Source organism: Streptomyces sp. NPDC048671 (assembly GCF_055587045.1).
The window spans coordinates 145,192-166,662 of the sequence record NZ_JBVJHB010000001.1 but is presented as its reverse complement, the minus strand read 5'-3'; the positions used below and the strand labels follow the sequence as shown (position 1 = coordinate 166,662).

The window sequence follows — 21,471 nt, the reverse complement described above, 5'->3', positions numbered from 1 at the left end:
AAGCGGAGAGGGGACAGCGCGTGACGGTCAACATGACCAAGGGCCAGGCCATCAGCCTGCAGAAGAGCGACGGGGGGACCCTGACCGCGGTACGGATGGGGCTCGGCTGGCAGGCGGCGCCGCGTCGCGGTCTGTTCGGTTCGCGCACCCGGGAGATCGACCTGGACGCCTCGGCGGTCCTGTTCGCCGACAAGCAGCCGGTCGACGTCGTCTTCTTCCGGCACCTCGTCAGCGACGACGGCTCCGTCAAGCACACCGGGGACAACCTGGTCGGCGGCGCGGGCTCCGGCGGCGACGACGAGGCGATCCTGGTCGACCTCCAGCGGGTGCCGGTCCACATCGACCAGATCGTCTTCACGGTGAACTCCTTCACCGGCCAGACGTTCCAGGAGGTCCGACACGCCTTCTGCCGCATCGTCGACGAGACCAACGGCCAGGAGCTGGCCCGCTACACGCTGGACGGCGGCGGGCAGTACACCGCTCAGATCATGGCGAAGGTGCACCGCGCGGGGAACGGCTGGCAGATGACCGCCATCGGCACCCCGGCCAACGGCCGCACCTTCCAGGACCTCATGCCGGCGATCCTGCCGCACCTGTAGGCAGGGCCGGACCAGCCGGTCCGTATCGGTAACCGCAGCTCCCGGAGGCATCGGCCGCCGGGAGCTGCACCGCATCGCGGCACCGTGCCGCGCGGTGGCAACTCGTCGAGGGGACAGGGCAATGACGGCCGAGCTGGTCCGGGGGCAGAACCACACCTTGCCCCAGACCCGTCTGGAGATCCGGATTTCGGCGGGGACGCCCGTCGTGGCGGGCGCCACGCTCGGGGACGAGCACGGCACCGTGCACGGCGTCGAGCGGATCGCCCACCCCGGCTCGCCGCACCTGCCGGGGCTCGAAGTGTCCAGGCAGGCGGCCGCCGACCACCGGCTCGCCGTCGACCTCGACGCCCTGCCCGACGGGGTGCACCGGGTCACGGTGCTGCTGGCCCTGCCGCTGGAGGCGGGCGGCCCGGCCCGGTTCGGAGCCGTGGCGGCGCCCTTCGTCGCCGTCACCGGTCTCGAAGGCACCGAGATCGCCACCTTCACCCTGACCGGGCTGGACACCGAGTCCGCGGTCGCCGCCCTGGAGCTCTACCGCCGTCAGGGCGGCTGGAAGGTCCGCGCGGTCGGCCAGGGCTATGCGGGAGGTCTCGCCGCGATGCTCGCGGATCAGGGCGTGGACCGGGCGGCCGAACTGGCCGGTTCGATCCAGGAGGCGGTCGCCCGCGGCACGGCCCGCTCCGTGTCACCGCCCCCGCCCCGCAGCCCGGAGGGCGACCGGGTCAGGCGCGCGGCGGGCCCCGCACCCATACCGGGCGGCGGGCAGCCCCCCGCCCGGCCCCCGGCCTCCCCACGGCCCGAGCCCGAGCCCCCGGCCCCGGCCGCCGTCCCGTCCGGACCCATCGACTACGCGCACCCGCGCCGCCAGCCCGCCGCGCCCCCGCCGCCCCCTCCCGCCGCGCCGCCCGCCGGGCCCGGAGAGCCGGCGCGGCCCGTTGCCGGGGACGCGACCGGATGGTCCATGGACGAGCGCCTCTACAACCAGATCTGGGGGATGTTCGAGGACCTGGCCAGGACCACCGCCGCGTACCGCAGCGCCGTCGACTTCGCCGAGTCCCGGATGGACCAGGAGCTGGAGCGCACCCTGTCCGACCCGCGCAGCCGGACAGGCGGTGCGGGCGACCCGGCCCGTGAGCAGGCCCGCGCCAAGCGTGACGAGCTGACCGGCCGGGCCCGCGAGGCGCTGGAGCGCGACCTCGCCCAGCTGGCCGCCGAGTCCGCCGTGGTGGAACCCGCGCTCCCCGCCCCCTACGCGGGCTGGGACAACCCCGTCTGGCACGCCTACCGGGTTCCGATGGAGATCCCGATGGCGCTGCGGATCGGTGATCTGCACCTGCCGGAGAGCGCCTCCCTGCGCATCCCGCTGCTCGTACGGCTGCCGCTGGAGCGCGGGATCTGGATCGACAGCGGGCGCCCGGCCTCCGAGGCCGCCGCCCTGACGGACAGCGACCAGTTGCACCGGCTGGCCATGGAGAGCGCGGTCCTGCACGCGGCCCGGCTGCTCGCCGTCTACCCGGCGGGCGAGTTCTCGGTCCACGTCATCGACCCGGCGGGCTCCGCCGCGGCCGCGCTCGCCCCGCTGGTCCGCTCCGGGGTTCTCGCGGGCCCGCCCGCGTCCGGTCCCGGGGGAGTGTCCTCGGTCCTCGCCCAGCTCACCCGGCGGGTCGATCTGGTGCAGATGGCGGTCCGGGCCGGCGCCGCGGATTCGCTGCCGCCCGATCTGGACCCGGCCGAGCAGCTGCTGATCGTCAACGACTTCCCGCACGGCTTCGACGACCGGGCCGTCACCCAGCTGCGCTACCTCGCGGACGAGGGGCCGTCCGTCGGCGTCCATCTCCTGATGGTCGCGGACCGGGAGGACGCCTCCGGGTTCGGGCCGGTGCTCGATCCGCTGTGGCGGTCGCTGCTCCGGATCACCCCGGTCGCCGACGACCATCTGGCCGACCCCTGGGTGGGCCACGCCTGGACGTACGAGCCGTTGCGGACGCCTCCCGGCAGTGGCGTTCTCGAGCTGGTGCTCGCCCAGGTGGCGGCCGCCCGCCGCACCGGACCCCGCTGACCCGCTCCGTCCCCGTTCGCCTACCACCGCCCTGACCTGGGCTTTTGGGGTTTATTTAGCCTCCTCTTTACCATCCCTTGGTAATTCCTGTACTGTTTCTTGAGCGGAGGGGAGTACTCCCGATCGCGGCGTTCCCGTCAGTACGGACTGTGACCGGTCCCGGGGCGCCGGCCAGGCGCGCAGCCCGCGCGCCCAGGTGGAAGAGACCTCCGGCAGCGACGACGCTGATCAGTAGCCGTAGCGAACTGCCGGAGGCGCAGTGGACGTTTCATGGACCCTCTGGGCGCTGACCATTCTTGGTCTGAGCGCCCTCATCGCCGTCGACTTCTTCATCGGGCGCAAGCCTCATGACGTGTCGACGAAGGAAGCCGGAATCTGGACGGTCGTCTGGATCGCGCTGGCCGCCCTCTTCGGGCTCGGCCTGCTCGTCTTCGGCGAGACCCAGGCCTCGGGCGAGTTCTTCGCCGGATTCATCACCGAGAAATCGCTGAGTGTCGACAACCTCTTCGTCTTCGTGCTGATCATGGCGAAGTTCTCGGTGCCCTCCCACCTCCAGCAGCGGGTGCTGCTCTTCGGTGTACTGATCGCACTGGTGCTGCGGGCGGTCTTCATCGCCGCGGGCGCCGCGGTCATCGCCAACTTCTCGTGGGTCTTCTACATCTTCGGCGCGTTCCTGATCTTCACCGCCTGGAAGCTCATCCAGGAGGCGCGGGCCGACGAGGAGGAAGAGGAGTTCGAGGAGAACAGGCTCCTGAAGACGATCGAGCGCCGCTTCGGTGTCGCCGACAGGTACCACGGCACCAAGCTCTTCATCCGCAACAACGGCAAGCGCGTCCTGACGCCCCTGATGGTCGTCATGCTCGCCATCGGCACCACCGATGTGCTGTTCGCGCTGGACTCGATCCCGGCGATCTTCGGGCTGACCCAGGACCCGTACATCGTCTTCACCGCCAACGCCTTCGCCCTGATGGGTCTGCGGCAGCTGTACTTCCTGATCGGCGGTCTGCTGAAGAAGCTGGTCCACCTCAGCTACGGGCTCTCGGTGATCCTCGGGTTCATCGGCGTCAAGCTGGTGCTGCACGCCCTGCACGAGTCCGGGGTGCACGTCCCCGAGATCTCCATCCCGGTCTCGCTCGGCGTCATCTGCGGCGTGCTGGTGATCACCACGATCACCAGCCTCCTCGCCAACAAGAAGACGGCCGAGGCGGAGGCGCGGAAGGCCGGGGAAGACGCCGAGAAGGGCGCCGGAATCGACGCCTGAACCGGCCGTCAGGCCCGGTGACGCCTACGGTGCGGCCCCGGTGACATCCGCTGTGCGGACGTCACCGGGGCCGTTTCACCAGCCGCGGGCGCGCCACTCGGGCAGTCGCGGACGCTCGTCGCCCAGCGTGGTGTCGTCGCCGTGGCCCGGGTAGACCCAGGTCTCGTCCGGCAGCGGGGCGAAGAGCTTGGTCTCCACATCGTGCAGCAGGCTCACGAACGCCTCGGGGTCCTCGAAGGTGTTGCCGATCCCGCCCGGGAAGAGGCAGTCCCCGGTGAACAGGTGCGGAGCGCCCTGCGGGTCGTCGTAGATGAGCGCGATCGACCCCGGTGTGTGCCCGGTCAGATGGCGGGCGGTCAGGGCGACCCGCCCGACCCGGATGGTGTCGTTGTCCTCGACGAGCACATCGGTCGGGACCTCGATCCCCTCGGCGTCGTACCGCCCGGCGTACGTACGCGCGCCCGTGGCCGCCACGACCTCGCCCAGGGCCTGCCAGTGGTCGCCGTGCCGGTGGGTGGTGACGACCGAGGCGATCGAGTCGTCACCGATCAGCCCCAGCAGGGTGCCGGCGTCGTTGGCCGCGTCGATCAGGAGCTGCTCGCCGGTGGCCCGGCAGCGCAGCAGATAGGCGTTGTTGTTCATCGGGCCGACGGCGACCTTGGAGATCATCAGATCCGTCAGCTCGTGCACGTCCGCCCGCCCGCCGACCTTGACCGCTCCGCTGTACGTCATACGTCTCAGCCTATAGCGAGGGCAGCGCGGGCAGGGGCAGCCCGCCCTCGACGGTCAGCGCCGACCCGTCGCGGCGCCCGCTGAGCCAGCCGAGCAGCTCGGGAGCCGTACCGCGGACGGTGACGGGGCCGCCCGCCGCCCCGCCGCCGGTCGTCCAGGACCGGCCCCTGCCGTCGGCCACGCCTGTGGACACGATGTCCGGGTGTCCGGCGAACCGCTCGGCCAGGAAGTCGATCTCCCGGGCGGTGAAGTCGTCGGCCAGATCCTCCAGCTCGTACCCCACCCCCAGGTCGACATGGTGCAGCTCGACCTCGATGCGGCGGCGGAAGGGGATGCGGGAGGCGGAGTCCGTCACGCCGTTGCGCATCGCGACGGTGCGTGACCAGTCGGCCGGGGCCGAAGCGGCGGCCACGAAGCGGGCCGCGCTCTCCGACAGATCGGCCAGCTGTTCGGCCCGCGGCCGGGGGGCGTCGCGCTCGATGTCGCGGTCGCGGGTTTCGCTGTCTGCGTACATCGGCCGGCCCTGGAGAACATTTACGAGCGCGTCGGCGTTACGTGAGAGGTGCGCGACGACATGACCCCGGCTCCAGCCCGGCAGTCGCGACGGCGAGGCAAGCGCGGAGTCGTCCAGTTTCTCCGTGGCGCTGAGCAGCCGGCCGGTCGCTTCACGTAGGGCGTCCAGGTCGTGCACGTGATCAATCATGGGGCCGAGCGTAGCCCCGCCACTCATTTGGGTGAAGGAGTTATCAGCCGTCCGTAAATCGAATGCGCGTGCTATACGCTCGGAGTTGAAAGCTCCGTACAACGCTGTGGCACCCCCCATATCCTGGGGCAGGGGCTCAGTTCCCCCGCTTCTCTCTAGAAAGGTGCGGACCGGCGTGGCCGACCGTCTCATCGTCCGTGGCGCTCGCGAGCACAACCTCAAGAACGTCTCGCTCGACCTTCCCCGCGACTCCCTCATCGTCTTCACCGGGCTCTCCGGGTCGGGCAAGTCGTCGCTCGCGTTCGACACGATCTTCGCCGAGGGGCAGCGCCGTTACGTGGAGTCGCTCTCCTCGTACGCCCGGCAGTTCCTCGGCCAGATGGACAAGCCGGACGTCGACTTCATCGAGGGCCTGTCGCCCGCCGTCTCCATCGACCAGAAGTCGACCTCGCGCAACCCGCGCTCGACGGTCGGCACCATCACCGAGGTCTACGACTACCTCCGGCTGCTCTTCGCCAGGATCGGCAAGCCGCACTGTCCCGAGTGCCGCCGGCCGATCTCGCGCCAGTCTCCGCAGGCCATCGTGGACAAGGTGCTCGGCCTGCCCGAGGGCAGCCGTTTCCAGGTCCTGTCGCCGCTGGTGCGCGAGCGCAAGGGCGAGTTCGTCGACCTCTTCGCGGATCTGCAGACCAAGGGCTACAGCCGGGCCAGGGTCGACGGCGAGACCATCCAGCTCTCCGAGCCGCCCGCGCTCAAGAAGCAGGAGAAGCACACCATCGAGGTGGTCATCGACCGCCTCACCGTCAAGGACAGCGCCAAGCGCCGGCTGACCGACTCGGTCGAGACCGCGCTGGGCCTCTCCGGCGGCATGGTCGTGCTCGACTTCGTCGACCTCCCCGAGGACGACCCCGAGCGTGAGCGGATGTACTCCGAACACCTCTACTGCCCGTACGACGACCTCTCCTTCGAGGAGCTGGAGCCGCGCTCCTTCTCCTTCAACTCGCCCTTCGGCGCCTGCCCCGACTGCACGGGCATCGGTACGAGGATGGAGGTCGACCCGGAGCTGATCGTCCCGGACGAGGAGAAGTCCCTCGACGAGGGCGCGATCCACCCCTGGTCGCACGGCCACACCAAGGAGTACTTCGGGCGGCAGATCAAGGCGCTCGCCGAAGCCCTCGGATTCCGTACGGACATCCCCTGGGCCGGGCTGCCGCAGCGCGCCAGGAAGGCCCTGCTGCACGGCCACAAGATCCAGACCGAGGTCCGCTACCGCAACCGGTACGGGCGCGAGCGCGCCTACACCACCCCCTCCTTCGAGGGCGCGGTGCAGTTCGTCAAGAGGCGGCACTCCGAGGCGGAGAGCGACTCCAGCCGGGAGCGCTTCGAGGGCTACATGCGCGAGGTGCCCTGCCCCACCTGTGAGGGCACCAGGCTCAAGCCGATCGTCCTCGCGGTGACGGTGATGGAGAAGTCCATCGCCCAGGTCGCGGCGATGTCGATCAGCGAGTGCGCCGAGTTCCTCGGCCGGATGAAGCTGAACGCCCGCGACAAGAAGATCGCCGAGCGGGTGCTCAAGGAGGTCAACGAGCGGCTGAGGTTCCTGGTCGACGTCGGCCTGGACTACCTCTCGCTGAACCGCGCGGCCGGCACCCTGTCCGGTGGCGAGGCCCAGCGCATCCGGCTCGCCACCCAGATCGGCTCCGGCCTGGTCGGCGTGCTCTACGTGCTGGACGAGCCGTCCATCGGCCTGCACCAGCGCGACAACCACCGGCTGATCGAGACCCTGGTCCGGCTCCGCGACATGGGCAACACCCTCATCGTCGTCGAGCACGACGAGGACACCATCAAGGTCGCCGACTGGATCGTCGACATCGGCCCCGGCGCCGGTGAGCACGGCGGCAAGGTGGTCCACTCCGGATCGCTCAAGGAGCTGCTGGCCAACGACAAGTCGATCACCGGTCAGTACCTGACCGGCAAGAGGTCGATCGCGATGCCCGACGTCCGGCGTCCCGTCGACCCCTCGCGCCTGCTCACGGTGCACGGCGCCCGGGAGAACAACCTCCAGGACATCGACGTCTCCTTCCCGCTCGGGGTGCTGACGGCCGTGACCGGTGTCTCAGGCTCCGGGAAGTCGACGCTGGTCAACGACATCCTCTACACCCACCTGGCGCGCGAGCTGAACGGCGCCAAGTCGGTCCCCGGCCGGCACACCCGGGTCGACGGGGACGATCTCGTCGACAAGGTGGTGCACGTCGACCAGTCGCCCATCGGCCGTACGCCCCGGTCCAACCCGGCCACGTACACCGGTGTCTTCGACCACGTCCGCAGGCTGTTCGCGGAGACGATGGAGGCCAAGGTCCGCGGCTACCTGCCGGGCCGGTTCTCCTTCAACGTCAAGGGCGGCCGCTGCGAGAACTGCTCCGGCGACGGCACCATCAAGATCGAGATGAACTTCCTGCCGGACGTGTACGTCCCGTGCGAGGTCTGCCACGGAGCGCGCTACAACCGGGAGACCCTGGAGGTCCACTACAAGGGCAAGTCCATCGCCGAGGTGCTGGACATGCCGATCGAGGAGGGCCTCGCGTTCTTCGAGGCCGTGCCGACGATCGCGCGGCATCTGCGGACGCTCAACGAGGTCGGCCTCGGATACGTCAGGCTCGGCCAGTCCGCGCCGACGCTCTCCGGCGGTGAGGCACAGCGGGTCAAGCTGGCGAGCGAGCTCCAGAAGCGCTCGACCGGCCGCACGGTGTACGTGCTCGACGAGCCGACCACCGGTCTGCACTTCGAGGACATCTCCAAGCTCATCAAGGTGCTCTCCGGGCTGGTCGACAAGGGCAACACGGTGATCGTCATCGAGCACAACCTCGATGTCGTCAAGACCGCCGACTGGGTCATCGACATGGGTCCCGAGGGGGGCAACGGCGGCGGTCTGGTCATCGCCGAGGGCACCCCGGAGTACGTGGCCGGTGTCCCCGCCAGCCACACCGGAAAGTTCCTCCAGGGCATCCTGGACGCGGACCGGGTCAGCGAGGCGGCGGTTCCCCCGGCCCGTAAGCCGGCCCGCAGGACGGCCGCGAAGAAGGCGGTCGCCGCGACCTCCGCCCCCGCCAGGAAGACGGCGACGGCGAAGGCCACCGGGACGGCCGCGGCGAAGAAGCCCGCGGTGACGAAGGCCGTGGCGAAGAAGCCCGCGGCGAAGAAGACGGCGGCGAAGAAGACGGCCGGCGCGCGCAAGGCCTGACGGCCGGCCGAGGCGGTGGTTCCCGGCACCGGGAACCACCGCCTCGCCGTGTGTCCGGAGCCGGCCGGCCCGCCTCGCCGCCCCGGCCCGACGGACACGGCTCTGACCAGGCACGACCGGGTGCGACCGGGCCGGGCGCAGGGGCGTCCGTCTCCGCCGGTATCGTCGGTTACGTCACCGATGCCTCCGCCGCCTCTGCCGTCCTGGGCACCTCTGGCGCACCGAATCCCCTCCGACCAGTGGAGACCGCATGTCCGGCCAGCCCGCCGCCCGCCGTACCGTGCTGAAGGGCGCCGCTCTCGCGGGCGCCGCCGGGCTGGGAGTGGCCGCCTGCTCGACCGACTCGAAGCTCGGGCACGCCCAGACGCCGACCCCCACCGCACCCGTCGAGCTCGGCGCCCCGGACGAGGTCCCGGTCGGCGAGTCCAAGCTCTACCGCGAGCAGCGCGTCATCGTCAGCTGCCCGGCCAAGGGCCAGTACAAGGCGTTCAGCGCCCAGTGCACCCACGCGGGCTGCCTGCTGGACAAGGTCGAGGACAACGAGGGGCACTGCCCCTGCCACGGCAGCCTCTTCGACACCACCACAGGCAAGGCCGTGCACGGTCCGGCGACCGTGCCGCTGCCCTCCGTCCCGGTCCGGGTCGAGGGCGGACGACTGGTCGCGGGCCCCGAGGCCTGAACCGGCCCGCCCGGCAGCGGCGGCGGCCCGTCTCACTCCCAGTCCCAGTCGATGCCGACCAGACCGGGCCGCACCCCCTGCTCCACCAGATGGACCGTCCGGTGCCGGCCGGTGAGGGTGAGGTCCGTCCGGGCGCCGCGCGGCGCCCCCGTGGACACCTGGGCGAAGCGCCGGCACCGTACCGGCAGCGCCTCCTCGTCGAACCGGACCTGGAGCACGTACTGCCCGCCGCCGAAGCTGAAACCGCGCACGTACTCGCCGCACGGCCCTCCCGTACCGTCCTCGAAGCCGTAGCCGAGGAGGTACGTCTCGCCCGCCCGCAGCCGGGTGTCGAAGAGCAGCTCGGCGACCAGGACCCCCGTCTCCGCGTCCCAGCGGACCCGCCCCGTCCGGCAGTTCTCCCGGGCGCTCACCCCGACCCGGGCCGGATCGCAGCCCGGATCGCCGCGGTACACGGCGAGATAGCGGTCGATCCCGTCGCGGTGGGCGCGCACCACATGCTGGGAGCTCCGGCGCTGCATCCGGCGGCCGGGCCCGATCCGTACCCGCTCCTGGTGCCCCACCGTGTGCAGCCCCCCGTCCGCGGGTGACTCCATCGCGGTGAGCAGCCGCTCGACCGCGCCGGACCCGTCCACCAGGGAACGGTACGAGCGGGCCGGCGGGCGGTCGGCCTCGGTGCGGGGCTCCCCGGCCCCCAGCAGCCCGAGCAGCGAGTTCCCCGGCAGCCCCAGCACCTCCTCCAGCGCCTTCACGGCCCGCAGGGACTCGGGGCGCTGCGGGCGCCTGGCCCCCTGCTGCCAGTAACTCAGGCTGGTCACACCGACCTTGACCCCGCGGTGCGCCAGATGGTGCTGCACCCGCTGGAGCGGCAGCCCGCGCACCGAGAGCGCGGTGCGCAGCGCCAGATGGAACGGGCCGGTGTGCAGCACCTGCGCCAGTTCGGCCTCGGTGTGCTGCATGGGTCCTCCAGGTGAACGTTCACGTCGTGCGGGAGCGGGGCCGCGCCGGCGGATGCCGGTCCGCAGGTGGCCAGGGGGAGGCGTTCACGCGTCCGCCCCTGGCGTTCACACCGCGGTGTTCCCCCGCATTGAAGCGTGTTGACCCGTTCCCGACAACGGTTGATGCTCCTCGACAGCGTCCGGACGCGCTCCTTGGAACCCCCACCCCCCGCCCCGGGAGGACCGCCATGCGCAACCGAAGAGTCAGGCCCCGACGGCTGTCGGTCACGGCCGTACTCGCCGCCCTGCTGCTCGCCGTACCTGCGGCGACCGCCACCGCGTCGGAGCAGAACCGCTCCGCACCGACCGCCACCCTCGCCGCGGCCCAGCGGCTGAACATCACCATGCAGGCCCAGCAGAAGACCAACTGGTGCTGGGCCGCGGCGGGCAACACCGTCACTGCCTGGTACGGCCGCGACTACACCCAGAACGAGTTCTGCAACGCCGCGTTCGGCCGGGCCCAGGGCTACGAGTGCCCCAACTCGCAGGCCTCGCTCGGCAACGTCCAGGACGGTCTGTCCTGGGCGGGCATCCGCCCCGGTTCGTACGTCACCGGCTGGCTGCGCTATCCCACCGTGCAGGCCGAGATCGCCGCCGGGAGGCCGGTGGAGACCCGCATCCAGTGGTCGTCGGGCGGCGGCCACATGCACGTCCTGTACGGCTACGACGACGCGAACAGCTGGGTCTACTGGGGCGATCCCTGGCCCTCCGACAACCGCTACAACTGGGCCTCGCACGCCTGGTACGTGAACAACAGCGAGTTCTCCTGGACCCACTCGCTCTACCGGATCGGGGCGTGACGGCATGACCTCCACCGGATTCCCGGCCCACCCCGCCGCACGTACCGCACGTACCGCGCGCTCCGCCGCGGCGGCCCTCGCCGCGGCCGGCGTGCTGGCCGGGTCCGCACTGCTCACCGTCGCCGCCCCGCAGGCGGCCGCCGCCACCGGTCCCGCGGCCACTCCGGCAGCCCTGGCCGCGGCCCACGAGGCGGCCACCGACGCCGCCACCCTGGACACCCTGTCCCGGTTCTTCGCCCGGGAGGGCGCGGTCACCCGGGCGGCGGCCGCCCCACGGATCGAGGGCGCGGCCGTGCCCGTACGCACCCTGGCCGCGGACTTCGTCGCCGGTGAACCGGGGGCCCCGGTCGCCGGCCTGGACTACCTCGCCAGCACCGCCGTCTCCTCGGACGGGCAGAAGGCGTCCCTGTGGACGCTGCCCGAGCCGGGGAAGGACGGGCGGTGGCAGGTGGTGAACATCGCCAGCGGAGACGACGAGGCCCGGTACGCGGCCGCGGGCGCCCGCGCACTGCCCGGCGGCACCGTCTTCCGGGAGCCGCAGATCAACGCCTGGTACGTCCAGAAGGGCAGCCGGGTGCTCCCGCTGGACCAGGACGCGGTGAACGCGGTCGGAGCGCACGGCACCACCCTGGCCGCCTACCGCAGCCGGGTGCACGCCGCGTACGCGGACAAGCTCCCCGGCTCCGGATACGCCCGCTCGGGCCGGGCGGGCGGCTACGGGCCCGCCGGAGCGGAACCGGCCGCCGGACACCCCGAGGCGGCCGCCGCCCGGCCGGGGCCGGCCATCGCGGCGGACACCGGCGCGGACCAGGGCGCGGACACCGCGCTGACGGCCGCCTCCGGCGCCGCGGCGGCGGGCGCCGCCGCCGTGCTCGGCCTCTGCGGCGCGAAGGCCCTGCGCCGCCGCCGGGCCGGGTGAGCGGCCCGGCGGGGCAGGGGCGCGGCTGACCGCCGGAGCCGCCCGCGACCGATGACCCCGTGCTCCGGGGCGCGTACCCCACGCGCGCTCCGGAGCACGGCGCCGTCCACGGGCACGCCGCGCTGTCACTGCCCGCAAGTAGGGTGGGAGACATGGCAGACCCCTCCAGCTACCGCCCCAGGCCGGGACAGATCCCCGACTCCCCGGGGGTCTACAGATTCCGCGACGAACACCGCCGGGTGATCTACGTCGGGAAGGCGAAGAACCTGCGCCAGCGCCTGGCCAACTACTTCCAGGACCTGGCGGGCCTCCATCCGCGTACGCGCACGATGGTGACCACCGCCGCGTCCGTGGAGTGGACCGTCGTCTCCACGGAGGTCGAGGCGCTCCAGCTGGAGTACTCCTGGATCAAGGAGTACGACCCCAGGTTCAACGTCAAGTACCGCGACGACAAGAGCTATCCGTACCTCGCGGTCACGCTCAACGAGGAGTTCCCGCGCGTCCAGGTCATGCGCGGGGCCAAGAAGAAGGGCGTGCGCTACTTCGGTCCGTACGGCCACGCCTGGGCGATCCGCGAGACGGTCGACCTGATGCTGCGGGTCTTCCCCGTCCGCACGTGCTCCGCCGGGGTGTTCAAGAACGCCGCCAGGACCGGCCGCCCCTGCCTCCTCGGCTACATCGGCAAGTGCTCGGCCCCCTGCGTCGGCCGGGTCACCCCACAGGAGCACCGCGAACTCGCCGACGACTTCTGCGACTTCATGGCCGGCCGTACCGGCGCGTACATCCGCCGCCTGGAGAAGGACATGATGGCGGCGGCCGAGGAGATGGAGTACGAGCGGGCGGCCCGGCTCCGCGACGACGTCGAGGCGCTCAAGCGCGCCATGGAGAAGAGCGCCGTCGTGCTCGCCGACGCCACCGACGCCGACCTCATCGCGGTCGCCGAGGACGAGCTGGAGGCCGCGGTCCAGATCTTCCACGTCCGGGGCGGCCGGGTGCGCGGGCAGCGCGGCTGGGTCACCGACAAGGTGGAGAACGTCGACACCTCCGGACTGGTCGAGCACGCGATCCAGCAGCTGTACGGCGAGGAGGCCGGGGACGCCGTCCCCAAGGAGGTCCTCGTCCCGGCCCTCCCCGAGGACCCCGACGCGGTCTCCCAGTGGCTGGCCGGCCGCCGGGGCTCCCAGGTCAGCCTGCGCATCCCGCAGCGCGGCGACAAGAAGGACCTGATGGCCACGGTCCAGCGCAACGCCCAGCAGGCCCTGGGGCTGCACAAGACCAAGCGGGCGTCCGACCTGACGACCCGCTCCCGCGCCCTGGAGGAGATCTCCGAGGCGCTCGGCCTGGACACGGCACCATTGCGCATCGAGTGCTTCGACATCTCCCACCTCCAGGGCGACGACGTGGTGGCGTCGATGGTCGTCTTCGAGGACGGGCTGGCCCGCAAGGGGGAGTACCGCCGCTTCCAGATCAAGAGCTTCGAGGGACAGGACGACGTCCGCTCGATGCACGAGGTGATCGGGCGCCGCTTCCGGCGCTACCTCCAGGAGAAGGAGCGCACGGGGGAGTGGGAGGAGACCCCGGCGGACACGGGCCCCGCGCAGACGGACCCCGCGCAGACGGGCCCCGCGCCCGCGGACTCCGCGCCCGCGCACCCCGCACCCCAGAACCCCGCCCCGGACCCCGCCCCCCAGAACCCCGCGCCGGACTCCGCCGCCGAGCCCCGCGAGGACGACGGCCGGCCCAAGCGGTTCGCCTACCCGCCGCAGCTCCTCGTGGTCGACGGCGGGCAGCCCCAGGTCGCCGCGGCCAAGCGGGCGCTGGACGAGCTGGGGATCGACGACATCGCCGTCTGCGGCCTCGCCAAGCGCCTCGAAGAGGTCTGGCTGCCCGATGACGACGACCCGGTGGTCCTGCCCCGCTCCAGCGAGGGCCTCTACCTCCTCCAGCGCATCCGCGACGAGGCGCACCGTTTCGCCATCACCTACCAGCGCGCCAAACGGGCCAAGCGCATCCGTTCCAGCCCCCTGGACGCCGTCGCCGGTCTGGGCGAGACCCGGAAGCAGGCCCTGATCAAGCATTTCGGCTCCGTGAAGAAGCTGAGGCAGGCGACAATCGACGAGATCTGCGAGGTTCCGGGGATAGGCCGCAGGACGGCGGAATCAGTGGCCGTCGCGCTGGCCTCGACCACCCCGGCCACGCCCGCCGTGAACACGGCCACAGGAGAGATCATTGAAGAGGACGACGGGGGCAGTACGACATGACTGAGCGCGAACAGGAACAAGGGCACGACCGCACCGACCGAGCAGACGGAGCAGGACACATGAGTACGGGTACCCCGGCCGAGACGGGCGACAGCACGGCGGCCATCCCCGAGCTGGTGATCATCTCCGGTATGTCGGGCGCCGGACGCAGCACCGCGGCCAAGTGTCTGGAGGACCTCGGCTGGTTCGTCGTCGACAACCTGCCGCCCGCGCTGATCCCCACCATGGTGGAGCTCGGCGCCAGGTCCCAGGGCAACGTGGCCCGGATCGCCGTCGTCGTCGACGTACGCGGCCGCCGCTTCTTCGACAACCTCCGGGAGTCCCTCGCGGACCTGGAGGCCAAGGGCGTCACCCGGCGGATCGTCTTCCTGGAGACCTCCGACGACGTGCTGGTGCGCCGCTTCGAATCGGTCCGCCGGCCGCACCCCCTCCAGGGCGACGGCCGCATCGTCGACGGCATCGCCGCCGAGCGCGACCTGCTGCGCGAGCTGCGCGGCGACGCCGACCTGGTGATCGACACCTCCAGCCTCAACGTCCACGAGCTGCGCGCCAAGATGGACGCCCAGTTCGCGGGCGACGAGGAGCCGGAGCTCCGCGCCACGGTGATGTCCTTCGGCTTCAAGTACGGGCTGCCGGTCGACGCCGACCTGGTGGTGGACTGCCGGTTCCTGCCCAACCCGCACTGGGTCCCCGAACTGCGCCCCTTCACCGGGCTCAACGAGGAGGTCTCCGCGTACATCTTCGACCAGCCGGGCGCCAAGGAGTTCCTCAACCAGTACACGGAGCTGCTCCAGCTCATCGCCGCCGGATACCGCCGCGAGGGCAAGCGCTACGTGACCATCGCCGTGGGCTGCACGGGCGGCAAGCACCGCTCCGTCGCCATGTCGGAGAAGCTTTCGGCCCGGCTGGCCTCCGAAGGGATCGAGACCGTGCTCGTACATCGGGACATGGGGCGCGAGTGACCAGTCGCACCATACGTCTGCGCCGGCTGCGCAGAGCCACCTCCGCGCTGTCCGGCCGCAAGCGCGGCGCACAGCCCAAGGTCGTGGCCCTCGGCGGCGGCATGGGGCTGTCCGCCTCGCTGACCGCGCTGCGGCGGATCACGGGTGATCTGACCGCCGTGGTCACCGTCGCCGACGACGGCGGCTCCAGCGGCCGGCTCCGCGAGGAGCTGGGCGTACTGCCGCCCGGCGATCTGCGCAAGGCGCTGGCCGCCCTGTGCGGCGACGACGACTGGGGCCAGACCTGGGCCCAGGTCATCCAGCACCGCTTCCAGTCCAAGGGCGATCTGCACGAGCACGCCGTCGGCAACCTCCTGATCGTCGCCCTGTGGGAGCAGCTCGGCGACCACGTCCAGGCCCTGGACCTGGTCGGCAAGCTCCTCGGGGCGCAGGGCCGGGTGCTCCCGATGTCCGCCGTGCCCCTGGAGCTCCAGGCGCTCGTACGGGGACACGACCCGCAGCGTCCGGACGAGGTGGACACGGTGCGCGGCCAGGCCACCGTGGCGCTCACCCCGGGCGAGGTGCAGTCCGTGCACCTCGTCCCGGCCGACCCGCCGGCCGTCCCGGAGGCGGTCGCCGCGGTCCTGGACGCGGACTGGGTGGTGCTCGGTCCGGGGTCCTGGTTCTCCTCGGTCATTCCGCATCTGCTCGTCCCCGATCTGCTGGACGCGCTGATCGAAACGAAGGCCCGAAAGGTCCTCTCGCTCAACCTCGCGCCGCAACCCGGTGAAACAGATGGCTTCTCTCCGCAGCGTCATTTGGAGGTTTTGGGACGACACGCCCCTAAACTCGCCTTGGACGTGGTGCTGGCCGACGAGGCTGCCGTGCCCGACCGCGAGTCCCTCTCCGATGCCGCAAAACGGCTCGGTGCCGCGGTCGAGCTGGCGCCGGTGGCCTCACCCGACGGCGTTCCGATTCACGATCCGGAGCTGTTGGCCGCCGCGTACGACCGTATTTTTCGGATGCATGGAAGGATCGGCCCATGGCGATGACGCCAGCGGTGAAGGACGAAATCTCTCGGCTTCCCGTAACCCGGACCTGCTGCAGGAAGGCAGAAGTCTCGGCGATTCTTCGGTTCGCGGGTGGGCTGCACCTGGTGAGCGGCCGGATTGTGATCGAGGCGGAGCTGGACACCGCGATGGCGGCGCGCCGGCTGAAGCGGGACATTCTCGAAATCTTCGGGCACAGCTCGGAGCTGATCGTGATGGCACCCGGCGGGCTGCGGCGCGGCTCCCGCTACGTCGTACGGGTGGTGGCGGGCGGCGACCAGCTGGCCCGCCAGACGGGTCTGGTGGACGGCCGCGGCCGTCCCATCCGCGGGCTTCCCCCGCAGGTGGTCTCGGGGGCCACCTGTGATGCCGAGGCCGCCTGGCGCGGGGCCTTCCTGGCGCACGGCTCGCTCACCGAGCCGGGGCGCTCCTCCTCACTGGAGGTGACCTGCCCGGGGCCGGAGGCGGCGCTCGCGCTGGTCGGTGCCGCCCGCCGGCTCTCCATCGCGGCGAAGGCCCGCGAGGTGCGCGGCGTGGACCGGGTCGTCGTCCGCGACGGCGACGCGATCGGCGCCCTGCTCACCCGGCTGGGCGCCCATGAGTCGGTGCTCGCCTGGGAGGAGCGGCGGATGCGGCGCGAGGTCCGCGCCACCGCCAACCGCCTCGCCAACTTCGACGACGCGAACCTGCGCCGTTCGGCCAGGGCCGCGGTGGCCGCGGGTGCCCGTGTGGGGCGCGCGCTGGAGATCCTGGGCGAGGAGGTGCCCGAGCACCTCGCGGCGGCCGGACGGCTGCGCATGGAGCACAAGCAGGCCTCCCTGGAGGAGCTGGGCGCCCTCGCCGATCCGCCGCTGACCAAGGACGCCGTCGCGGGCCGTATCCGCCGGCTCCTCGCGATGGCCGACAAGCGGGCCCAGGACCTGGGGATCCCGAGCACGGAATCCACCCTCAGCGAAGAGCTGGCCGACGGCCTGGTCGGCTGATCAGGACCCCCGCCGGCGGACCGGAGCCGGAACGCGCCACGTTCCCAGGGGCGTTGACACTGCGTAATCGCCGCAGCGGGCGGGGGAGGGCAACCGGAGGCCCGTGCTCCTACTGGGGAGTACGGGCCTTTGCCCGTTCCTCCCGCCCCGCTCGATGTCACTCCCGGGGCCTCGGAGGGGTAGTGTCGTAGGCGGTCGGGGACATCCCATACAACTCGCCGGCGTCGAAAACCGGCGTACCTAACGAGGAGATCGGTTCGTGACGATCCGCGTAGGCATCAACGGCTTTGGCCGCATCGGTCGTAACTACTTCCGCGCGCTGCTGGAGCAGGGTGCGGACATCGAGATCGTGGCTGTCAACGACCTGGGTGACACTGCGACCACGGCTCACCTGCTGAAGTACGACACCATTCTGGGTCGTCTCAAGGCCGAGGTCAGCCACACCGCCGACACCATCACCGTCGACGGTCACACCATCAAGGTGCTCTCCGAGCGCAACCCCTCGGACATTCCGTGGGGCGAGCTGGGCGTCGACATCGTGATCGAGTCGACCGGCATCTTCACCAAGAAGGCCGACGCCGCCAAGCACATCGCCGGCGGCGCCAAGAAGGTCCTCATCTCGGCTCCGGCCAAGGACGAGGACATCACCATCGTGATGGGCGTCAACCAGAACAAGTACGACGCGGCCAACCACCACGTCATCTCCAACGCCTCCTGCACCACCAACTGTGTGGCGCCGATGGCCAAGGTTCTCGACGAGAACTTCGGCATCGTCAAGGGCCTGATGACGACGGTCCACGCGTACACGAACGACCAGCGGATCCTGGACTTCCCGCACTCGGACCTGCGCCGCGCCCGCGCCGCCGCCGAGAACATCATTCCGACCACGACCGGCGCCGCCAAGGCGACCGCTCTGGTCCTCCCGCAGCTCAAGGGCAAGCTCGACGGCATCGCGATGCGTGTCCCGGTCCCGACCGGTTCCGCCACCGACCTCGTCGTGACCCTGGAGCGCGAGGTCACCAAGGACGAGGTCAACGCCGCGTTCAAGAAGGCCTCCGACGACGGCGACCTCAAGGGCTTCCTGACGTACACCGAGGACCCGATCGTGTCCTCGGACATCGTCGGTGACCCGTCGTCCTGCACCTTCGACTCCTCCCTGACCATGGTCCAGGAGGGCAACACGGTGAAGATCCTCGGCTGGTACGACAACGAGTGGGGCTACTCCAACCGCCTCGTCGACCTGACCGTCTTCGTCGGCAGCCAGCTCTGACCTTCGAACCGGCAGGCACCTCGATGTGAGTACGGGGCTCGAACAGCGCAATGACGCGCCGTTCGAGCCTCGTTGCATGCTCTCTCGTCCTTCCAAGGAGTCCAGAAGATGAAGACCATCGACGAACTTCTCGCCGAAGGGGTCACCGGCAAGCGCGTATTCGTCCGCGCCGACCTCAACGTGCCGCTCAGCGGCACCACCATCACCGACGACGGCCGCATCCGCGCGGTCCAGCCGACCGTGGAGAAGCTGGCCGCGGCCGGTGCCCGGGTCGTCGTCGCCTCGCACCTGGGCCGCCCCAAGGGCGCCCCGGACCCGGCGTTCTCGCTGGCGCCCGCGGCTACCCGGCTCGGTGAACTGCTCGGGACCGACGTGGCCTTCGCGACCGACACGGTCGGCGAGTCCGCCCGCGCCACGGTCGCCGCCCTCACCGACGGCAAGGTCGCCGTCATCGAGAACCTCCGCTTCAACGCCGGCGAGACGTCGAAGGACGACGCCGAGCGCGGCGCGTTCGCCGACCAGCTGGCCGAGCTCGCCGACGTGTACGTGGGTGACGGCTTCGGCGCCGTGCACCGCAAGCACGCCTCGGTCTTCGACCTCCCGGCCCGGCTGCCGCACGCGGCGGGCGACCTGATCGCCACCGAGGTCGGCGTCCTGAAGAAGCTCACCGACGAGGTGCGGCGGCCCTACGCGGTCGTGCTCGGCGGCGCCAAGGTCTCCGACAAGCTCGGCGTCATCGACCACCTCCTGGAGCGGGCCGACCGCATCCTCATCGGCGGCGGCATGGCGTACACCTTCCTCAAGGCCCAGGGCCACGAGGTCGGCAGCTCGCTGCTCCAGGAGGACCAGATCCCGGTGGTCCTGGAGTACCTCAAGCGCGCCGAGGAGAAGGGCGTGGAGTTCGTGCTCCCCGTCGACGTCGTGGTCGCCCCGGCGTTCCCCGACCTCAAGACCAAGGCTCCGGCCCACCCCACCACCGTCGCCGCCGACGCCATGCCGGCCGGTCAGATGGGGCTGGACAACGGTCCGGAGACCAACAAGCTCTACGCATCGAAGCTCGCCGACGCGGCCACCGTCTTCTGGAACGGCCCCATGGGCGTCTTCGAACACCCCGATTTCGCCGAGGGCACCAGGGCGGTCGCCCAGGCCCTCGTCGACTCGTCCGGCTTCAGCGTGGTCGGCGGTGGCGACTCCGCCGCGGCCGTCCGCATCCTGGGCTTCGACGAGAACGCGTTCGGACACATCTCGACCGGTGGCGGCGCCAGCCTCGAATACCTTGAGGGCAAGACGCTTCCCGGCCTGGCCGCACTGGAGGACTGACCTTTCATGACCACCCGCACCCCGCTGATGGCGGGCAACTGGAAGATGAACCTCAACCACCTGGAGGCCATCGCACACGTCCAGAAGCTCTCCTTCGCCCTGGCCGACAAGGACTACGACGCCGTCGAGGTCGCAGTCCTGCCGCCCTTCACCGACCTGCGCTCCGTGCAGACGCTGGTCGACGGCGACAAGCTGAAGATCAAGTACGGCGCCCAGGACATCTCGGCGCACGACTCCGGCGCGTACACCGGTGAGATCTCCGGTCCCATGCTCGCCAAGCTGAAGTGCACCTATGTCGCCGTCGGCCACAGCGAGCGCCGCCAGTACCACGCCGAGACCGACGAGGTCTGCAACGCCAAGGTGAAGGCCGCGTACCGGCACGGCCTGACCCCGATCCTCTGCGTCGGCGAGGGCCTGGACATCCGCAAGGCCGGTGAGCAGGTCTCCTACACGCTCGCCCAGCTGGACGGCGCGCTGAAGGACGTCCCGGCCGAGCAGGCCGAGTCCATCGTGATCGCCTACGAGCCGGTCTGGGCCATCGGCACCGGCGAGGTCGCCACCCCCGACGACGCGCAGGAGGTCTGCGGTGCGATCCGCGGCCGTCTCGCGGAGCTGTACTCGCAGGAGCTGGCCGACGCGGTCCGCATCCAGTACGGCGGCTCGGTCAAGTCCGGCAACGTCGCCGCGATCATGGCGCAGCCCGATGTGGACGGCGCGCTGATCGGCGGCGCCGCGCTGGACGTCGACGAGTTCGTCAAGATCGTCCGCTTCCGCGACCAGTGAGTATGCGGTAGCGCGGATCCGTCGTACCCTTGCGGGGGCCGAGGAGGGCACAGCCTCCCGGCCCCCGTTGTTCGCATACGCAGTCCAGGAATTCCGGAAAGTAGGGACCAGCCGTGATTTTGGCGTTCGAGATCACCCTGATTGTCTTCAGCCTGCTGATGATGCTGCTGGTGCTGATGCACAAGGGAAAGGGCGGCGGTCTCTCCGACATGTTCGGTGGCGGCATGCAGTCGTCCGTCGGTGGCTCCTCGGTCGCCGAGCGCAACCTCGACCGGATCACCGTCGTGGTCGGTCTGTGCTGGTTCGCATGCATTGTGGTGCTTGGTCTGCTCATCAAGCTGGACAACTGACCCGTCGTACGCGATTCCTGTGAGGGTGTAACTCCAATCACTGGACGCGCGTTGGGCCTTACGTAGACTGGGGCATCTTCGAGCACCATCACGCAGGGAGTTACGACCGTGGCAAGTGGCAACGCGATCCGGGGAAGCCGGGTCGGAGCGGGGCCGATGGGGGAGGCCGAGCGCGGCGAGTCCGCGCCACGCGCCCGCATCTCCTTCTGGTGCTCGAACGGGCACGAGACGCAGCCGAGCTTCGCCCATGACGCGCAGGTACCGGACACCTGGGACTGCCCCCGCTGTGGCTTCCCGGCCGGCCAGGACCGCGACAGCCCGCCCGACCCGCCGCGCACCGAGCCGTACAAGACGCACCTCGCGTACGTGCGCGAGCGGCGCAGCGACGAGGACGGCGAGGCGATTCTCGCCGAGGCCCTCGCGAAACTCCGCGGCGAGATCTAGGGCCTTTCGTTTGGATCAGGCTGGACCCCGCGAGCCCAGCATGATCCAAACGAGAGGCCCTAGAAGTCGTTCACCGGCC

General features: G+C 70.9%; 19 protein-coding genes. 16 read left to right on the top strand and 3 right to left on the bottom strand.

The genetic code is table 11. The features are described 5' to 3' along the window. The first annotated feature begins 20 nt into the window (after window positions 1–20). The 3 genes from ACZ6S6_RS00825 to ACZ6S6_RS00815 all read left to right on the top strand — a co-directional run bounded on the left by ACZ6S6_RS00825 (window position 21) and on the right by ACZ6S6_RS00815 (window position 3,919). Entirely contained in the window at window positions 21–599 is a 579-nt protein-coding gene (locus tag ACZ6S6_RS00825) for a TerD family protein (RefSeq protein WP_362961973.1), read from the top strand. 121 nt (window positions 600–720) lie between these two features. Beyond that, window positions 721–2,658 carry a TerD family protein gene (locus ACZ6S6_RS00820; protein ID WP_469702760.1) on the top strand — a complete coding sequence of 646 codons (1,938 nt, stop codon included), beginning with the start codon at window positions 721–723 and terminating at the stop codon, window positions 2,656–2,658. Between the two features lie 259 nt (window positions 2,659–2,917). Next, on the top strand, window positions 2,918–3,919 hold the full coding sequence (locus ACZ6S6_RS00815; protein ID WP_469702756.1) for a TerC family protein: 1,002 nt from the start codon (window positions 2,918–2,920) through the stop codon (window positions 3,917–3,919). A gap of 75 nt (window positions 3,920–3,994) precedes the next feature. Here the strand turns inward: ACZ6S6_RS00815 and ACZ6S6_RS00810 are convergent, their stop codons facing one another. Together ACZ6S6_RS00810 and ACZ6S6_RS00805 are read right to left on the bottom strand one after the other, a co-directional pair. Further along, window positions 3,995–4,651: an MBL fold metallo-hydrolase gene (locus ACZ6S6_RS00810; RefSeq protein ID WP_362961978.1), complete on the bottom strand. Its 657-nt coding sequence runs from the start codon at window positions 4,649–4,651 to the stop codon at window positions 3,995–3,997. Window positions 4,652–4,661: 10 nt separating this feature from the next. Further along, window positions 4,662–5,354, bottom strand: a complete 693-nt coding sequence (locus ACZ6S6_RS00805; RefSeq protein ID WP_469702753.1) for a maleylpyruvate isomerase family mycothiol-dependent enzyme — start codon at window positions 5,352–5,354, stop codon at window positions 4,662–4,664. 175 nt (window positions 5,355–5,529) lie between these two features. Between ACZ6S6_RS00805 and uvrA the strand changes: the two genes are divergently transcribed. Both uvrA and ACZ6S6_RS00795 read left to right on the top strand, forming a co-directional pair. Beyond that, on the top strand, window positions 5,530–8,595 hold the full coding sequence (gene uvrA / locus ACZ6S6_RS00800; RefSeq protein ID WP_469702750.1) for an excinuclease ABC subunit UvrA: 3,066 nt from the start codon (window positions 5,530–5,532) through the stop codon (window positions 8,593–8,595). A 250-nt stretch (window positions 8,596–8,845) separates the two neighbouring features. Then, window positions 8,846–9,274 (top strand): Rieske (2Fe-2S) protein, encoded by a 429-nt coding sequence (locus tag ACZ6S6_RS00795; protein ID WP_362961984.1) that lies wholly within the window; start codon window positions 8,846–8,848, stop codon window positions 9,272–9,274. Between the two features lie 32 nt (window positions 9,275–9,306). Here ACZ6S6_RS00795 and ACZ6S6_RS00790 read toward each other — a convergent pair whose 3' ends face one another. After that, entirely contained in the window at window positions 9,307–10,233 is a 927-nt protein-coding gene (locus tag ACZ6S6_RS00790) for a hypothetical protein (protein ID WP_362961986.1), read from the bottom strand. A 227-nt stretch (window positions 10,234–10,460) separates the two neighbouring features. Between ACZ6S6_RS00790 and ACZ6S6_RS00785 the strand changes: the two genes are divergently transcribed. The 11 genes from ACZ6S6_RS00785 (at window position 10,461) to ACZ6S6_RS00735 (ending at window position 21,392) form a co-directional block, all read left to right on the top strand. Further along, window positions 10,461–11,072 carry a papain-like cysteine protease family protein gene (locus tag ACZ6S6_RS00785; protein ID WP_469702744.1) on the top strand — a complete coding sequence of 204 codons (612 nt, stop codon included), beginning with the start codon at window positions 10,461–10,463 and terminating at the stop codon, window positions 11,070–11,072. 4 nt (window positions 11,073–11,076) lie between these two features. Continuing rightward, window positions 11,077–11,991, top strand: a complete 915-nt coding sequence (locus ACZ6S6_RS00780; protein ID WP_469702740.1) for a hypothetical protein — start codon at window positions 11,077–11,079, stop codon at window positions 11,989–11,991. Between the two features lie 152 nt (window positions 11,992–12,143). After that, window positions 12,144–14,252 carry an excinuclease ABC subunit UvrC gene (gene uvrC, locus ACZ6S6_RS00775; RefSeq protein ID WP_469702738.1) on the top strand — a complete coding sequence of 703 codons (2,109 nt, stop codon included), beginning with the start codon at window positions 12,144–12,146 and terminating at the stop codon, window positions 14,250–14,252. Further along, on the top strand, window positions 14,249–15,214 hold the full coding sequence (gene rapZ, locus ACZ6S6_RS00770) for an RNase adapter RapZ (protein ID WP_362961996.1): 966 nt from the start codon (window positions 14,249–14,251) through the stop codon (window positions 15,212–15,214). The genes uvrC and rapZ overlap by 4 nt, the downstream gene beginning before the upstream one ends. Further along, the gene (locus tag ACZ6S6_RS00765) at window positions 15,211–16,245 is read left to right on the top strand and encodes a gluconeogenesis factor YvcK family protein (protein ID WP_362961998.1); all 1,035 of its coding nucleotides are present in this window, start codon (window positions 15,211–15,213) and stop codon (window positions 16,243–16,245) included. The genes rapZ and ACZ6S6_RS00765 overlap by 4 nt, the downstream gene beginning before the upstream one ends. Further along, window positions 16,236–17,225 (top strand): DNA-binding protein WhiA, encoded by a 990-nt coding sequence (whiA, locus tag ACZ6S6_RS00760; RefSeq protein ID WP_024494235.1) that lies wholly within the window; start codon window positions 16,236–16,238, stop codon window positions 17,223–17,225. Before ACZ6S6_RS00765 ends, whiA begins: the two co-directional genes overlap by 10 nt. A gap of 259 nt (window positions 17,226–17,484) precedes the next feature. Further along, window positions 17,485–18,495, top strand: coding sequence for a type I glyceraldehyde-3-phosphate dehydrogenase (gene gap / locus ACZ6S6_RS00755; RefSeq protein WP_362962000.1), 1,011 nt, complete (start codon window positions 17,485–17,487; stop codon window positions 18,493–18,495). Window positions 18,496–18,603: 108 nt separating this feature from the next. Continuing rightward, entirely contained in the window at window positions 18,604–19,815 is a 1,212-nt protein-coding gene (locus ACZ6S6_RS00750; protein ID WP_469702732.1) for a phosphoglycerate kinase, read from the top strand. A gap of 6 nt (window positions 19,816–19,821) precedes the next feature. Continuing rightward, on the top strand, window positions 19,822–20,598 hold the full coding sequence (tpiA, locus tag ACZ6S6_RS00745; protein ID WP_362962004.1) for a triose-phosphate isomerase: 777 nt from the start codon (window positions 19,822–19,824) through the stop codon (window positions 20,596–20,598). Window positions 20,599–20,711: 113 nt separating this feature from the next. Next, a complete protein-coding gene (gene secG, locus ACZ6S6_RS00740; protein WP_362962005.1) occupies window positions 20,712–20,948 on the top strand; it encodes a preprotein translocase subunit SecG in 237 nt (78 codons plus the stop codon). 108 nt (window positions 20,949–21,056) lie between these two features. Continuing rightward, entirely contained in the window at window positions 21,057–21,392 is a 336-nt protein-coding gene (locus ACZ6S6_RS00735; RefSeq protein WP_073735395.1) for an RNA polymerase-binding protein RbpA, read from the top strand. Window positions 21,393–21,471 lie beyond the last annotated feature (79 nt).

Coding starts and splice junctions, on each gene's coding strand:
- ACZ6S6_RS00820 (WP_469702760.1), top strand. CDS start 721: ATGACGGCCGAGCTGGTCCGGGGGCAGAACCACACCTTGCCCCAGACC.
- ACZ6S6_RS00810 (WP_362961978.1), bottom strand. CDS start 4,651: ATGACGTACAGCGGAGCGGTCAAGGTCGGCGGGCGGGCGGACGTGCAC.
- ACZ6S6_RS00805 (WP_469702753.1), bottom strand. CDS start 5,354: ATGATTGATCACGTGCACGACCTGGACGCCCTACGTGAAGCGACCGGC.
- ACZ6S6_RS00795 (WP_362961984.1), top strand. CDS start 8,846: ATGTCCGGCCAGCCCGCCGCCCGCCGTACCGTGCTGAAGGGCGCCGCT.
- ACZ6S6_RS00790 (WP_362961986.1), bottom strand. CDS start 10,233: ATGCAGCACACCGAGGCCGAACTGGCGCAGGTGCTGCACACCGGCCCG.
- ACZ6S6_RS00785 (WP_469702744.1), top strand. CDS start 10,461: ATGCGCAACCGAAGAGTCAGGCCCCGACGGCTGTCGGTCACGGCCGTA.
- ACZ6S6_RS00780 (WP_469702740.1), top strand. CDS start 11,077: ATGACCTCCACCGGATTCCCGGCCCACCCCGCCGCACGTACCGCACGT.
- uvrC (WP_469702738.1), top strand. CDS start 12,144: ATGGCAGACCCCTCCAGCTACCGCCCCAGGCCGGGACAGATCCCCGAC.
- rapZ (WP_362961996.1), top strand. CDS start 14,249: ATGACTGAGCGCGAACAGGAACAAGGGCACGACCGCACCGACCGAGCA.
- whiA (WP_024494235.1), top strand. CDS start 16,236: ATGGCGATGACGCCAGCGGTGAAGGACGAAATCTCTCGGCTTCCCGTA.
- ACZ6S6_RS00750 (WP_469702732.1), top strand. CDS start 18,604: ATGAAGACCATCGACGAACTTCTCGCCGAAGGGGTCACCGGCAAGCGC.
- tpiA (WP_362962004.1), top strand. CDS start 19,822: ATGACCACCCGCACCCCGCTGATGGCGGGCAACTGGAAGATGAACCTC.